The following is a 14,861-nucleotide window of genomic DNA, read 5'->3' as shown; positions in this document are numbered from 1 at the left end:
CTTGAACAATCCGGAGACAGCATGAAAAAAATCGAATCGTTCCAACGCATCCTGACCGCGACGCTGGGCCTCACGGTCGGGCTTTTCGCGCACGCGAGCAGCTGGGCGCAAGCCGTCTGGCCGGACAAGCCCATCGTCATGGTCGTGCCGTACTCGGCCGGCGGTCCGACCGACGTGGTTGCGCGCATGCTGGCCGTGCCGATGGGCAAGTCGCTCGGGCAGACGGTGATCGTAGAGAACACGGTCGGCGCGGGCGGGACCATCGCACCGGCCCGAGTGGCACGCGCGGCGCCGAACGGCTACACCATCCTGATCCATCACATGGGTATGGCGACCGCACCTGCGCTGTACAAGAAGCTGTCCTTCGACCCGCTCAAGGACTTCGAGTACATCGGCCAGGTCATCGACGTGCCGATGACGCTGCTGTCGCGCAAGGACTTCCCGGCCAACAACTTCCAGGAGTTGCTCACCTACGTGAAGGCCAACAAGGACAAGGTTTCGCTGGCCAACGCCGGCACCGGCGCGGTGTCGCAGCTGTGCGGCCTGCTGTTCGCCAACCAGATCGGCGTTGCCCTGACGACCGTGCCCTACAAGGGTGCCGGCCCGGCGCTGAACGACCTGATGGGCGGCCAGGTCGACCTGCTGTGCGACCAGACCACGCAGACCGCTCCGGTCATCAAGGACGGCACTCGCGTGAAGGTTTTCGGCGTGACCACGCCGAAGCGGCTGGCGAGCATGCCGAACATACCGACGCTCGACGAGCAGGGATTGAAGGGTTTCGACGTGAAGGTCTGGCACGGCGTCTATGCGCCGAAGGGTACGCCGGCCGATGTACTGGCGAAGCTGAACGTTGCGCTGCGTGCCGCATTGCAGGACGACGCGGTGAAGGTGCGCATTGCCGAACTCAGTTCCGAGATCGTGCCGATGGAGAAGGTCACGCCCGAGTCGCTGCGCATGCACCTGACGGCGGAAACCGCGAAATGGGGCAAGGTGATCAAGGCGGCGGGCGTGGAAGCCGACTGAAACACTTTCCCCTCGAACACTCAGTGTTTTCCTGGGCCGGTGTGTGTGAAGAAGTTGGCTAAAGTCGTCAGGCCTGTTGAGGCATCGCACACATATCAAGGAAAAATAATGAGCAAGAAAGTCGCGTATGTCACCGGCGGGATGGGCGGCATCGGAACCGCCATCTGCCAGCGCCTCCACAAGGACGGCTTCACCGTGATTGCAGGCTGCGGTCCGACCCGCGATTTCTCGAAATGGCTGGCGGAGCAGAAGGCGCAGGGCTACGAATTCCACGCATCGGTCGGCAATGTCGGCGACTGGAATTCGACGGTCGAGGCCTTCAACATCTCCAAGGCGGAACACGGCAGCATCGACGTGCTGGTGAACAACGCCGGCATCACGCGGGACCGCATGTTCCTGAAGATGTCGCCGGAAGACTGGAGCGCGGTCATCGAAACCAACTTGAACAGCATGTTCAACGTCACCAAGCAGGTGGTGGGCGACATGGTGGAAAAAGGCTGGGGCCGCATCATCAACATCAGCTCGGTCAACGGCGCCAAGGGCCAGGCCGGCCAGACCAACTATTCGGCTGCCAAGGCCGGCATGCATGGTTTCACGATGGCACTGGCGCAGGAACTCGCCAACAAGGGCGTGACGGTCAATACGGTGAGTCCCGGCTACATCGGCACCGACATGGTGAACGCCATCCGCCAGGAGGTGCTCGACAAGATCATCGGCACGATCCCGGTCAAGCGCCTGGGCAAGCCGAGCGAGATCGCATCGATCATCGCCTGGCTCGCGACCGACGAGGGCGGCTATTCCACCGGCGCCGACTTCTCGGTCAACGGCGGCCTGCACATGCACTGAGCGTCTTCGGAAGCTCTCCACCGAAACCCGCTCCGGCGGGTTTTTTGTTGGCCGCTCGAAGCGAGTTGATACATTGGTGCGATGCCCCACAGCGTTTCACTCATCAACACCATTGCCGCGGGGCTCGGGTTGGCGCTCGTGTTCGGCTTTCTCGCCGTCAAGGTCCGTCTGCCGGCGCTGGTGGGTTATCTGCTCGCCGGCGTGATCCTCGGACCGTTCACACCCGGCTTCGTTGCCGACGCCGGTATCGCTGCGCAGCTGGCGGAGATTGGCGTGATGCTGCTGATGTTCGGGGTGGGCCTGCATTTTTCGCTCGACGATCTGCTGGCTGTACGCAAGATCGCGGTGCCGGGTGCCCTGGTGCAGATCGGCGTGGCCACGCTGCTCGGCGGCGCGCTCGCGACATGGTGGGGATGGCATCTGGGCGCTGCGCTGGTTTTCGGACTGGCGCTGTCGGTTGCAAGCACCGTGGTGCTGCTTCGCGCGCTGGAGAGCCTGGGGTTGATGGACACTTACACCGGCCGCATCGCGATCGGCTGGCTGATCGTCGAAGACCTGGCGATGGTGCTCGTGCTGGTGCTGCTGCCGCCGCTGGCCGGCGTGCTCGGCGGTCAGCCGGACGGTGCCGATTCCGCAGCCATCTGGCAGACGCTAGGGCTCACGCTGCTGCAGGTCGGCGGCTTTATCGTGCTGATGCTGGTGGTCGGCCGGCGCGTGTTTCCGTGGATTCTCTGGCAGGTCACGCGCACCGGCTCGCGCGAACTTTTCACGCTGTGCGTGGTGGCGGCGGCGGTCAGCATCGCTTTCGCGTCGGCGGCGCTGTTCGGCGTCTCTTTCGCGCTGGGCGCGTTCTTCGCCGGAATGGTGATGCGCGAGTCGGAATTCAGCCACCGTGCAGCGCAGGAATCGCTGCCGTTGCGCGACGCGTTCGCGGTGCTGTTTTTCGTCTCGGTCGGCATGCTGTTCAATCCGGCTGTTCTGATCGAGCGACCGCTTCAGGTGCTGGCGGTGGTGCTGGTGATCGTCGTGGGCAAGTCGATCGCAGCGTGCGCGCTGGTGCTGGCATTCCGCTACCCGCTGAGCATCGCGCTCACGGTCAGTGCAAGCCTGGCGCAGATCGGGGAGTTCTCGTTCATCCTGATCGGGTTGGGCGTTTCACTGAAGCTGATGCCTGAAGAGGCGCAGAGCCTGGTGCTGGCGGGAGCGCTGATCTCCATCGCAACCAATCCGTTGTGGTTCACCCTGACGGCGCCTCTGCAGAAATGGCTGCATGCGCACTCCGCGCTGGCACGCCGGTTCGAGTCGCGCGACGATCCACTGGCCGAATTGCCGACCGGAACCGCGGCCAAGTATCTTTCGCGGCAGGTCGTGCTCGTGGGCTACGGCCGCGTCGGCCGACGCATCGCCGCGGAACTGATCGCCAACGAAATCCCTTTCGTCGTTGCTGAGCAGAACCGGGAACTGGTCGAAAAGTTGCGTGCGGGCGGACTTGCTGCGGTCTGGGGCGATGCGGCGGAGCCATCGGTGCTGATCCAAGCGCACATCGCTCGCGCTCGGGTGTTGGTCGTCGCCACGCCGGACGCAATCAACGTGCGCCAGATGATCGAGACGGCGACTGCCTTGAATCCGGCCATCCAGACCGTGATCCGGAGCCACAACGAAGAAGAGGCGCGCTTGCTGACGGAGCAGGAATCCGTCACCGTATTCCTGGGTGAACACGAGCTGGCGCAGGCGATGGCGCGCGATGTGTTGCAGCGCGCATCGGCGGCCTGAACGACTCAGAGGTCTTCGATCACCAGCATCCGGTAACGCTGGGCGATCGAATAAGGCACGGTCCGCACCACCTCCATCAACGCTTCCGCCGCGTCTTCATCGTCCGTCTTGACCATCAGGGCCGTATGGCCGTCGCGGGCAAGCTTCGTATAGGCGCGGACGGTGGCGCCTTCGGTTCCTGCTGAAGGCAGCGGGTCGTCGGCGTCGCTGACGGTCGGCGTGATCTGCGAGAGAACGACTTCCGGCGGGATCAGATAGATCGCGTCTCCTGGCGTTCCGCTTTCGACGAGTTGTCGGCCAACCGTCCTTGCGTTTGCCGCGTCTTCGAACATCACGAACGAATAACCGGTGGGATAGAACGCGCCGCCTATGGTGGCGGTCATGCTGGGATCGAGGCTGAAGTTGTTCATGAGACTCCTTCTATGAGATGTGGCGAACTGCCGAGAGATTTGGAATCTGTCCGAACATAGAAGTCGCCCGACGCCTGGCCTGTAGGAGAACGCATGAACCTATGAGTGAAGTTGGATTGAGTTTGGCGTGACCATGGTGAAACGACGGCGGATCTTTTGACCTGTCAATACGCAGCGTGTCGCATTACAAAACTTAACATGTCATGTAATCGTGACTTTATGTGCTGGCAATACTTCGCCATCTCTTTAGCATCGCAATGCCATTTCACTCGGACCACCGCTTCAATTTATGTCCTTATTGCGGAATATCGCGCTCACAGTGCACGAACTCGAGGATGGCGAGTTCTATTGGGTGTTGATGGAGGCCACCGATCGGTTCGCCGAAGACGACGTGCTGCCCTATCTGCCCCTGGACGCCGCCCCCGAGCCACACGAAAGCTATGCGAATGCGCTTGTCGCCGGCATGGCCGTCCTCCGTCGCCTGTTCGGAATGGACGGTCCCAGAACCTGAGGTTTCCAGGCTGGGCGTCGGATAAGATGCAAACACTTCTCATTTCGCCGTCCGGTCAGTGGAATATTTCAAGAAAATCTGGTTTCAACTGCATTGGTTCGTCGGCATCACTGCCGGCACCGTGCTCATCGCGATCGGACTTACAGGCGCCGTGCTCTCGTTCCGCGAGGAACTGATCGATGCGATGAATCCCGGCGGGCGCCATGTCGGGGCGAACACATCGCCGTTGCTTGCACCTTCGCAATTGCTCGAAGCGGCCGGAAAGGTTCACGGCGAACGGTCGGTCGCCACGCTGGCGTTATTCGCCCAACCCGGAGCCGCTGCACGCATCGTCTTCTCGCCACCGCGAGGCGAACGCCGTGGCGAGACGATCTATCTGAATCCGTACACAGGCGCCGCATTGCCACCGCTGGTGGGTGAGGCCTTTTTCGAATGGAACGAAAGCCTGCATCGCTGGCTCCTGTTGCCGCGTGCGCAGGGCAAGGTCGCGACCGGTGTCCTCTCCGGCGGGCTGCTGATGCTTGCACTTTCCGGCCTTTATCTCCGCTGGCCGAAGCGCGTCCTGGATTGGCGCGCGTGGTTTACTTTCGATCCGGCACTGAAGGGACGGTCTTTTCTCTGGAGCCTGCATTCGGTCCTCGGCACCTTTGCGCTGCTGATGTATCTGGTGTTCACGACCACCGGGCTCTATTGGGCTTTCGACGTCATACGCGACCGCGTCGATGCCTGGGCCGGCGTGCCGGCCGATGCTCCGCGCGTTCGCAGCATGGGGAACTCGAACGCAGCTGCGATGGACATCGCACCCGCATGGACAGCCTTCCTTCAGCGGGCGGGTCGGACATCCGGCGGCGCAGCGGGCTGGAGCCAGGTCGTCCTGCGACTGCCTACCGGCACCGGGCCGTCGGTACTCTTCACCTGGCTCGACGCCGTACCGTCGCATGAAAGGGCACGCAACCGCATGACCGTGCGGCTGCCGGACGGCGAAATCATCCAAGACGAACGCCACAACGCCAAAGATGCGGGAGGTCTGTTCCTGGCGGCGATCTACCCGTTGCACATGGGCACGTATTTCGGGCTGCCGGGCCGCATCGCGATGATGCTGGCTTCGCTGATGCTGCCGGTGTTCTCCGTCACCGGATGGCTTCTTTACCTGGACCGGCGCCGGAAGAAGAAGTCGTTGCGCGAACAACGCGCGCAGATGTCGAAGCACTCCGGCGCAGGAAGCGACGGAAAACCAGGAACGCGCGAAGGCGTGCTGGTCGCATTCGCAAGCCAGTCCGGCACTGCGGAACGCTTCGCGCTGCGCAGTGCAGCCGTGCTGGAGGCCGCCGGCGTGCCGGTGACGGTACGTTCCGTCGCGACGCTCGATGCCGAGCAGTTGCGCCACCATCGCCGTGCGCTGATTGTGGCCAGCACTTTTGGCGAAGGCGATCCGCCCGACATGGCACGCCGCTTCGCGCGGCAGATGGCGCAGGCCGGGCTTTCGCTCCCGCATCTGCAGTACGGCGTGCTGGCGCTGGGTGACCGGCATTTCGCCCGATTCTGCGGATTCGGCCGCACGCTCGATCATTCGCTGAGTGCTGCCGGCGCGCGCGCGCTGTTTCCGATGGTCGAGGTCGACGAGGGCGATACCGCCGCGCTGGGGCGCTGGTCGAAGCACCTGCACGCCGTGATCCAGAGCGACCATATTGCCGATACGGAATCTCCTGCAGGTTTTTCCGTCACCGGGTCCGCATTCCTTCCACCGGAGAACCAGCCGTTCTCCCAATGGCGGCTGTCGTCGCGCGACCTGCTCAACCCCGGCAGTCTCGGAGCGCCTCTCTACCGCGTCGTACTCGAGCCGATCTCTGACGAGTCGGTGCACTGGGAGGCCGGTGCACTTGTCGAGGTGCAGCCGCGCCATGCGGTGCCCGCGCCCGACACGCATCCGCTTGCGCCGCGCCGCTATTCGGTTGCGTCCTTGCCTGGCGACGGGCGCATCGAACTCCTGGTCCGGCAGGTGCGCCATGAAACCGGCCTTGGCGTGGCATCCGGGTGGCTTACCGTGCACGCGCCGATCGGCGCGGACATCGCGCTGCGCCTGCTGCCCAATCCGGCTTTCGGGCCGGCGGAGGGCGACTTTCCCTGTGTCTTCATAGGCAACGGTTCGGGTTATGCAGGGCTGCGCGGTCATCTGTTGGCTCGCATCGCGGCCGGGCAGCGACGGAACTGGGTGCTCTACGGCGAACGTCAGAGCGCGTTCGACAGCGCTTGCGTCGACGAACTCACCCGGTGGCGGTCGCGCGGTGACCTCGCGCAGGTCGACGCCGTTTTTTCACGCGATCAGATTGAACGCGTCTATGTGCAGGACCGCCTTCGTGCCGCACCGGCGATGCTGCGCGAGTGGATCGCGTCGGGCGCAGTGGTCTATGTCTGCGGCAGCCTCGACGGAATGGCTGCCGGCGTCGACGCAGCGTTGTCGGAGGTGCTCGGCGCGACGGGGCTGGACGACCTGATCGCCGAGGGGCGCTACCGGCGCGACGTGTACTGAGATCGTCAACTGGCTATTCGGCCATCTGCTGCAGTCGTTTGCGGTCGAGGATCGTGATGGTCTTGTATTCGAGCGCGAGGATGCATTCGCTTTCGAGCACGCGCAGCGCCTTGTTGATCGTCGGTCGGCTGACCTGCAGCAGCGCAGCGAGGTCTTCCTGGGTGATCTGCAGACGGAGCCTGACCGCATCGCCTTCCGTCGTTCCATACAGCTGCGCGAGACGCTCGACCGTGGCTGCGACACGCTGATTCAATGACCCGATGATGTGCGTCAGCACGGTCGAGTGCATTTCCCTCTTTTGCCTCAGAAGCATGCCGGCCATGTCTTTCCACAGCGACGGTTCCGCATCCAGCAATTCGAGCAGGATCCTGGAAGGCGTGTGGACGACGACGGCATCGGTATGCGCGCGATATCTGAAGCCCGTCCTGGCACCCTGATTCATTGCATAGGAAAGTCCGACGACCGTACCCGGACCGACCAGACCGAGCGCGGAAACCGACCCGTCCGTCATCAGGCGTTCACCCATGAGATAGCCGGACACGACGGCGAGCGTCTCGCAGATCTCCAGCGATTCCTCGGCGAATACGGCGCCACGCTTGTGCCTGCAGGACGGGCGCTTTCGACGAGGGACCGCATGCTGGCTGGCGGCCATCTGCAAAAGCCTTGAGTCAGTCGAAGAGCGCTTTCGACGATCGCTTCGTCGGATGCTTGTGTTGCCATGTCGACAGTCAATTTCTAAAAGGGAAGGTGAGCGTCTCGTTGAATTCGACGATCTTTGGAAACGTTTCTATTGATCTCAATTCTAGGGTTTCGATTTTGCGGATTTCGGTGCATTGAGTGACTGATTCGTTAAATGTCAAAAACTTTCCATTGTTAATTCGCGCTTTAAAACCACATTAAAAAATGATCTTTCTAAATTTGAATTTACAACTGTTGCGAAATATTGCAGGATGTTGTTTTCCAAGTTTGGACGAGGTGAAGCATGGCGGCAGGCTGGTGGACGTTGGCAATAGGTTTGGCGGCTTATTGCCTCTGGATGTTCTGGCGCAAACCGCGCAAGCCCCATGCCAGGGAAGTGCGAACGTCGGCCCTCGCGCCGAAGCCACCAGTCGTTCAGGGAAAAGAAAGCATCGCGATCGATGGCAATCCCGCAGGGAATCCCGTAGGCAATGCGGCAACTGGCGAAATACCGGCCGATCTTGCGGCGCTTACGCTGACGCCTTCACGCTATCTGGCGAACGACGAGCGTGCGTTGATCATGGAAGTGCTCCGGAATATTCCTCGACCGCCTCGCTCGCTGCATGAACTGACATCCGCTGAATTCATGAGCAGAGCATCGTCCGCGGACATTGCGGAACTGGTGCTCAACGAGCCATTGGTGGCTGCGCTGGTGATGGGCAAGATTCATTCGCCGGTCTTCGGCCTGACACAACCTGTCACGCATCTCGGACAGGCAATCACCTTTCTGGGAACGCAAACGGTCCGCAGTATTTGTTTGAGGTATCTGATGGGCGAATCCTTTTCGACCGGCGATCCTCGTGTGAAGCAGGTATTCGACAATTTCGGCGAGGCGAGCACCATCGCAAGCGAACTTTGCCTTCGCTTGTCCAATGCAATGAAGCTGCCCGACTCTTCGTCCATGCGCACGTCGGTCATCCTTTCATTTACCGGGCATCTGGCTGCCGCGGTGCTTCAGATGCGCACGTCGCCGACGGCCGTACCGGCAAATCCGGGACGTCTGCTGCAGCGCGTGATGCAGCAGCAATACGAACTCGGCCTCGCCGCGCCGGAGATCGGGCGACTGCTCATGAGCGAGTGGAACCTGCCGCCGTCCATGGTCGCCGGCGTTGCGGCGATTGACCACGTGCTGGTCGAGCCGGCGCGCCAGTCCGGAACCGAGGACAAGCTGGCCGCCGGCATGTGCTATCTCAGTGCACGGATGGCAGAGCGGCTGGTGATGGGCGAGATTTCTGGTCGGGCGGACATCGAACGATTCCTGGACCAGGATCCGGATTTTTTTCATGTCGGCAGCTATCTCTCCGGCCGAGTGTCCGCCGACTGGCGAAAAGCGCTGCTTTCGGAGGACACGATGGCGGGCTTTCACTCGTAAGGACGCACGATGTATTTCATTCAGGACGTCCTCTCCGGGCAGATCGAACTTCCCATGGTGCCGCGCGTGGTGCAGCGGGTGCTGGCCGTCATCCGGGAGCCCGACGCCAATCTCGCGGAAGTGACGCAAGAGATCGAAAAGGACCCGGTACTCAGTTCCCGCGTGCTGCGACTGGCGAATTCCTCGTTCTTCGGCGGACGGCGGTCGCTTTCCTCGATCTACGACGCGGTATCGACGGTCGGCCTGAATTCGTTGCAGACGCTGCTGATCGCCAGCGGCGCCATGGCTGCCTTTGTCGCCGTGCCTGCGGTGAACCTGCGGCAGTTCTGGATGGTTTCGGCGATCAGCGCCTCTGCCGCCCGGCAGATCGCCGTGCGCCTGGGCGTCGACGGAGAAATGGCTTACTGCGCAGGATTGCTGCAGGGTATCGGCCATCTGATCCTCTGCCAGTGCCGGCCGGAGCAGGCGCAAAAGGCGATGCCCGGCTATCGGCTCATCTGGGGACCCGATCTCGCCGCCGTTGAGCAGCAGGCGTTCGGCGTGTCGCACCCGGTCGTGAGCGCCATCTGGGTCAGCCGGCTGGGCCTTCCCCCCGAAGTGGTCGATGCGTTGCGGCATTCGCTGGAACCCATGAGCGCCGCCGCACCGCGCCTGGGACGTGTGGTGCAGCTCGCGTGCAGCGTCGCGGCCTCGGTCGCGGCAGGCGAAACGGTGGAGCAAGCGATAGCCCGCGTCGATGTGGCGCTGGTCGCGGTTCTCGATCTGGAGGAATACCTGTCGAGCGAAAAGTTCGGTACAGATTTCGGTGAGCTGCAGTCGCTGTCGATGCCGTTGTGAGCAGAAAGCTCGAAGAACGCTTGAAAGGGCCCGCGCACAGATGAATTGGTTCTTTAGACCTGCCTTTTGAGTCGTTTGCCGATGCTGCGCCGCCGCCTAGAGTGGAACCTCGCCATTGCACGGAGCCATCGTCATGTCATCGGAAGTCGAAACCATCGAGCTGCCTGCAGCGCTCGCAGAAGCCCGCGCCGCTGCGGAACGGCACAACCTCGCCTATGCCGGCGGCGTTTCGCCGAGATCGGCCTGGGAGCTCGTCAGTCGGGGTGAAGCGCAGTTGGTCGACGTGCGATCGGGAGAGGAGCGCAAATTCGTCGGACACGTGCCCGACAGCGTTCACGTGCCCTGGGCCACCGGCACCGCGCTCACACGCAATCCCCGCTTCGTGCGCGAACTCGAAGCGAAGCTAGCCGCAGTCGGCGGCAAGGAAGCGGTCGCGCTCCTGCTGTGCCGCAGCGGCAAACGTTCGGCACTTGCAGCCGAAGCCGCGGCAAAAGCCGGATTCAGTCACGTCTTCAATGTGTTCGAAGGATTCGAAGGCGAAATCGACGCCGAACAGCATCGCGGTGTCGGCGACGGCTGGCGTTTTCATGGCTTGCCGTGGATCCAGGATTAACGGTGCGGTTCGACGTCGAACATGTGGTTGCGTCGCTGCGCGAGGCGCGGGGCGAGTGGCGCGAAATGCAGAAACGCCCCCGCGAGCCGGCCGGGCGCGAGTTTCCGTCGCGCGACACGCTTTCCACTCTGATCGAACAGATCAAGGGCGCGCTGTTTCCCATGCGGCTCGGGCCGTCGGACCTGCGCCACGATGGCGAGGATTTCTACGTCGCGCATGCGTTGGACGGCGCTCTTCACGTGCTTCTCGCACAGGCCCGGCTCGAACTCCGGTACGTCGAACGGCACTCGCAGCGCGATCCTGAAGAGATCGAAACGCAGGCGCGCGAAGCCGTGCATGCTTTCGGCAATGCCTTGCCGGGCATCCGCCGGCTGCTCGACAGCGACGTGATCGCGGCCTACCAGGGCGACCCGGCCGCGCACAGCGTCGACGAAGTGCTGCTGTGCTATCCGGGCGTGCTGGCGATGATCTATCACCGCCTGGCACACCAGCTGTACAAGCTTCAGTTGCCGTTGATCGCGCGCATCGTGGCCGAACAGGCGCATGGCCAGACCGGCATCGACATCCACCCCGGTGCGCAGATCGGCAGCGGCTTCTTCATCGACCACGGCACGGGCGTCGTGATCGGCGAGACCGCCGTCATCGGCCAGCGCGTGCGGCTCTATCAGGCGGTGACGCTCGGCGCCAAGCGCTTTCCGGTCGACGCGCATGGCTTGCTCCAGAAAGGGCTGCCACGCCATCCGGTGGTGGAGGACGACGTCGTGGTCTACGCGGGCGCGACGATCCTGGGGCGCGTCACGATCGGGCGCGGCGCCGTCATCGGCGGCAATGTGTGGCTGACGTCGGACGTACCGGCCGGAGCCAACGTCACGCAGGCCGGACCGCAGAACGCGGCAGTGGCGGCTGCAGTAGCTGCAGTAGCGGAGGAGTTGCCTAAGACCCTGCCGCCCGTGTCGACGTCCGGTTCCCGGGCGGCCTCCGTCTCGTGACTGCGCTGGTCGAGCGCTTCGGCGTTGCCGTGCGTCAGCTACGGACCCAGAACGGCTGGTCGCAGGGCCAGCTGGCGGAACTCTCCGATCTCGACCGTTCCTATGTCGGCGAGATCGAGAGAGGGCGCGTCATCGCGTCGATCGTGACGGCCGAAAAGCTCGCGCTTGCGCTGCAGGTCGACGTCGCGACCTTGCTCGACCTCTGCCAGCAAATTCGCGAACAGCGCGCGGGACAGCTCATCAGTTTGGCGGCTATAGCCCGTTGAGGGAAAACCCGAACGCCGGGACACTTTCGGCACTATTTCACGGAGTCTTTCAATGACCGCAACAGTCGGTGGCACCACCGCCCTTGGCGACAACGCCGCACGCCAGCTAGCCAACGCCACGAAGAGCGTTCCGCAACTCGAGACCATCACCCCGCGCTGGCTCACGCACCTGCTGCAGTGGGTTCCTGTCGAAGCCGGCATCTACCGCCTCAACAAGGTCCGCAATCCGGAGTCGATCCAGGTGGTGTGCACGGCCAAGGAGAGCGAGAACCAGCTGCCGCGCACCTGGGTCGACTACGAAGACCATCCGCGCGAATACAACCTGAACGCCGTGAGCACGGTGCTCGACGTGCACACCCGCATCTCCGACCTGTACAGCAGCCCACACGACCAGATCAAGGAACAGCTGCGCCTGACGATCGAGACGATCAAGGAGAATCAGGAAAGCGAGCTCATCAACAACCCCGACTACGGCCTGCTGTCGCAGGTGACCGACGAACAGCGCATCTTTCCGCTGACCGGCGCACCGACGCCCGACGATCTCGACGAGCTGCTGACCAAGGTCTGGAAAGAGCCCGCCTTTTTCCTCACGCATCCGCTCGCCATCGCCGCTTTCGGCCGCGAAGCCACGCGCCGCGGCACGCCGCCACCGACCGTCAGCCTGTTCGGTTCGCAGTTCATCACCTGGCGCGGCATCCCGCTGATCCCGTCGAACAAGGTGCCGGTGGCCGACGGCAAGAGCAAGATCCTGCTGCTGCGCGTGGGCGACAAGCGCCAGGGCGTGATCGGCCTGTTCCAGCCCGGGTTGACCGGCGAACAGAGCCCGGGACTTTCGGTGCGCTTCATGGGCATCAACAACCATGCCATCTCGTCCTATCTGATCTCGCTGTACTGCTCGGTCGCGGTGCTGACTTCCGACGCGCTGGCCGTGCTCGACGCTGTCGAGATCGGCAAGTACCACGACTATCCGGACACCTACAAGTAAGGCGCGCGGTGAGCACGTCTCTCTCGAATCTTTCTCCGCCTTCGCAGACCGAGGCGCCGTTCGATCCGGCCGTTCTCGCGCGCATGGCGACGCAGCTCTTCGCTGCGTTGCCGGGGCAGTCGGTGCCGCTCGGCGTGCAGGCGCCGTCGCAGCTCGCGCCAGCGGGATCGCCGCTGGTCAGCCCGGCCGGCTTCGGCCCGAGCGTGCCGGGAACCCCGATACCGCAAGGCCAGGTGCCGGGCACCAACCTGATTCCGGCTTCGCCGACGCAGGTGCTGTCGCTGGGTAACCGCGCGCCTTCGCTGGCGCCGCATGCGGTGGCCGGCAACGGCGTGCCGGAAACCCTGTACGGTGCAGTGCCGGCCTATGAGCCGCGGCTCGGCGGTGCAGTGCTGAGCGCGCCCGAAGCGCATGCGGCAACGCCGCATCAGGCGAGCGGGCATCCTGCCGCCGGTGCTTCTCCGTTCTATTTTCTGGGCGACAGCTACGGTCAGCCATCGCCATCTGCGTCGTTTCCACGGCAGCAGCCCCTCACCCCGACCCTCTCCCCGGAGGGGCGAGGGAGTCAGCGGCCACCCGCGCCGTCCGCCGTGCCGCAGTACTACTTTGTCGATGCGGTACGGCTGCCCAGCGGCTACGTCACACCGGCCAAGGCCGCACCGCACGGCGATTCCAGAGGCGATGTGCCGAAAGCCACCGAAGGCCAGCGCCAGCCGTTCGACGTGCATGCCGTTCGGCGCGATTTCCCGATCCTGAAGGAGCGCGTCAACGGCCGGCAACTGGTCTGGTTCGACAACGCAGCCACCACGCACAAGCCGCAGTCGGTCATCGACCGCATCGCGCATTTCTACGAACACGAGAACTCGAACATCCATCGCGCCGCGCACGAACTCGCCGCGCGCGCGACCGATGCGTACGAGGGCGCGCGCGAGCGTGTACGCAAGTTCATCAATGCACCGGACGTGAACGAGGTCATCTTCGTGCGCGGCACCACCGAGGCCATCAATCTGGTGGCCAAGAGCTGGGGCGGCCAGCACGTGGGCGAGGGCGACGAGATCATCGTCAGCAACCTCGAACACCACGCCAACATCGTGCCGTGGCAGCAACTCGCTTCCGCCAAGGGCGCGAAGCTGCGCGTGATACCGGTCGACGACTCGGGCCAGGTGCTGCTCGACGAATACCGCAAGCTGCTGAACGACCGAACGAAGATCGTCGCCGTCACGCAGGTTTCGAACGCGCTGGGCACTGTCGTGCCGGTGAAGGAGATCGTCGAACTCGCGCACCGCGCGGGCGCCGTTGCGCTGGTCGACGGCGCGCAGTCGGTTTCGCACATGCGGGTCGACGTGCAGGACATCGGCGCGGACTTCTTCGTCTTCTCCGGCCACAAGGTCTTCGGGCCGACCGGCATCGGAGTGGTGTGGGGTAAGCGTGAAGTGCTGGAAGACATGCCGCCGTGGCAGGGCGGCGGCAACATGATCGCCGACGTGACTTTCGAGAAGACGGTGTTCCAGCCGATCCCGAACAAGTTCGAGGCCGGTACCGGCAACATCGCGGATGCGGTCGGTTTGGGCGCTGCGATCGACTACGTGAACAGGGTCGGCATCGAGAACATCGCGCGCTACGAGCATGAGTTGCTGGTGTACGGCATGCAGCAGCTGCGGACGGTGCCCGGCGTGCGGTTGATCGGCACCGCTGCCGACAAGGCCAGCGTGATGTCGTTCGTGCTGGACGGCTACACGACGGAAGAAGTGGGGCATGCGCTCAACGACGAAGGCATCGCGGTGCGCACGGGGCATCACTGTGCGCAGCCGATCCTGCGGCGCTTTGGAGTGGAGACGACGGTGCGGCCTTCGCTGGCGTTCTACAACACGTTCGATGAGATCGATCTGTTGGTGAGAGTGGTGCGGAAGTTGGCGGGGCAGCGGCGGGTGTAGATGTTTGCAGGCCTGCCGCGGCTGTTGGCTGTGG

General features: G+C 63.4%; 14 protein-coding genes. 12 read left to right on the top strand and 2 right to left on the bottom strand.

Annotated elements, in window-relative coordinates:
• The first annotated feature begins 21 nt into the window (after positions 1 to 21).
• From ACSFA3_RS05850 to ACSFA3_RS05840, 3 genes are all read left to right on the top strand, one after another.
• The gene (locus tag ACSFA3_RS05850; RefSeq protein ID WP_435504430.1) at positions 22 to 1,023 is read left to right on the top strand and encodes a tripartite tricarboxylate transporter substrate-binding protein; all 1,002 of its coding nucleotides are present in this window, start codon (positions 22 to 24) and stop codon (positions 1,021 to 1,023) included.
• A gap of 108 nt (positions 1,024 to 1,131) precedes the next feature.
• Complete coding sequence (gene phbB, locus ACSFA3_RS05845; RefSeq protein ID WP_435504429.1) at positions 1,132 to 1,869, top strand: acetoacetyl-CoA reductase; 738 nt, start codon at positions 1,132 to 1,134, stop codon at positions 1,867 to 1,869.
• An 81-nt stretch (positions 1,870 to 1,950) separates the two neighbouring features.
• A complete protein-coding gene (locus tag ACSFA3_RS05840; RefSeq protein WP_435504428.1) occupies positions 1,951 to 3,642 on the top strand; it encodes a cation:proton antiporter domain-containing protein in 1,692 nt (563 codons plus the stop codon).
• Positions 3,643 to 3,647: 5 nt separating this feature from the next.
• Here ACSFA3_RS05840 and ACSFA3_RS05835 read toward each other — a convergent pair whose 3' ends face one another.
• The gene (locus tag ACSFA3_RS05835; RefSeq protein ID WP_435504427.1) at positions 3,648 to 4,052 is read right to left on the bottom strand and encodes a hypothetical protein; all 405 of its coding nucleotides are present in this window, start codon (positions 4,050 to 4,052) and stop codon (positions 3,648 to 3,650) included.
• A gap of 319 nt (positions 4,053 to 4,371) precedes the next feature.
• On the opposite strand from ACSFA3_RS05835, the gene ACSFA3_RS05830 reads away from it, so the two are divergent.
• Both ACSFA3_RS05830 and ACSFA3_RS05825 read left to right on the top strand, forming a co-directional pair.
• Entirely contained in the window at positions 4,372 to 4,563 is a 192-nt protein-coding gene (locus ACSFA3_RS05830) for a hypothetical protein (RefSeq protein ID WP_435504426.1), read from the top strand.
• A gap of 58 nt (positions 4,564 to 4,621) precedes the next feature.
• Positions 4,622 to 7,093: a PepSY domain-containing protein gene (locus tag ACSFA3_RS05825; protein WP_435504425.1), complete on the top strand. Its 2,472-nt coding sequence runs from the start codon at positions 4,622 to 4,624 to the stop codon at positions 7,091 to 7,093.
• A 13-nt stretch (positions 7,094 to 7,106) separates the two neighbouring features.
• Here the strand turns inward: ACSFA3_RS05825 and ACSFA3_RS05820 are convergent, their stop codons facing one another.
• Entirely contained in the window at positions 7,107 to 7,745 is a 639-nt protein-coding gene (locus ACSFA3_RS05820; RefSeq protein WP_435504424.1) for a Crp/Fnr family transcriptional regulator, read from the bottom strand.
• Between the two features lie 330 nt (positions 7,746 to 8,075).
• Here ACSFA3_RS05820 and ACSFA3_RS05815 point away from each other — a divergent pair, with 330 nt between their 5' ends.
• The 7 genes from ACSFA3_RS05815 to ACSFA3_RS05785 all read left to right on the top strand — a co-directional run bounded on the left by ACSFA3_RS05815 (position 8,076) and on the right by ACSFA3_RS05785 (position 14,827).
• On the top strand, positions 8,076 to 9,203 hold the full coding sequence (locus tag ACSFA3_RS05815) for an HDOD domain-containing protein (protein WP_435504423.1): 1,128 nt from the start codon (positions 8,076 to 8,078) through the stop codon (positions 9,201 to 9,203).
• 9 nt (positions 9,204 to 9,212) lie between these two features.
• Positions 9,213 to 10,040, top strand: coding sequence for an HDOD domain-containing protein (locus ACSFA3_RS05810; protein WP_435504422.1), 828 nt, complete (start codon positions 9,213 to 9,215; stop codon positions 10,038 to 10,040).
• Between the two features lie 133 nt (positions 10,041 to 10,173).
• On the top strand, positions 10,174 to 10,653 hold the full coding sequence (locus ACSFA3_RS05805; RefSeq protein ID WP_435504421.1) for a rhodanese-like domain-containing protein: 480 nt from the start codon (positions 10,174 to 10,176) through the stop codon (positions 10,651 to 10,653).
• Positions 10,654 to 10,655: 2 nt separating this feature from the next.
• Entirely contained in the window at positions 10,656 to 11,642 is a 987-nt protein-coding gene (epsC, locus tag ACSFA3_RS05800; RefSeq protein ID WP_435504420.1) for a serine O-acetyltransferase EpsC, read from the top strand.
• Positions 11,639 to 11,908 (top strand): helix-turn-helix domain-containing protein, encoded by a 270-nt coding sequence (locus ACSFA3_RS05795; RefSeq protein WP_435504419.1) that lies wholly within the window; start codon positions 11,639 to 11,641, stop codon positions 11,906 to 11,908. Before epsC ends, ACSFA3_RS05795 begins: the two co-directional genes overlap by 4 nt.
• 52 nt (positions 11,909 to 11,960) lie before the next feature.
• Positions 11,961 to 12,893, top strand: coding sequence for a family 2A encapsulin nanocompartment shell protein (locus tag ACSFA3_RS05790; RefSeq protein WP_435504418.1), 933 nt, complete (start codon positions 11,961 to 11,963; stop codon positions 12,891 to 12,893).
• Between the two features lie 83 nt (positions 12,894 to 12,976).
• Positions 12,977 to 14,827: a family 2A encapsulin nanocompartment cargo protein cysteine desulfurase gene (locus ACSFA3_RS05785; RefSeq protein WP_435504978.1), complete on the top strand. Its 1,851-nt coding sequence runs from the start codon at positions 12,977 to 12,979 to the stop codon at positions 14,825 to 14,827.
• Positions 14,828 to 14,861 lie beyond the last annotated feature (34 nt).

Source organism: Variovorax glucosi (assembly GCF_051216695.1).
In the GTDB taxonomy this organism is placed as follows: domain Bacteria; phylum Pseudomonadota; class Gammaproteobacteria; order Burkholderiales; family Burkholderiaceae_C; genus Variovorax.
This window is presented reverse-complemented; position numbering and strand designations above follow the sequence as displayed.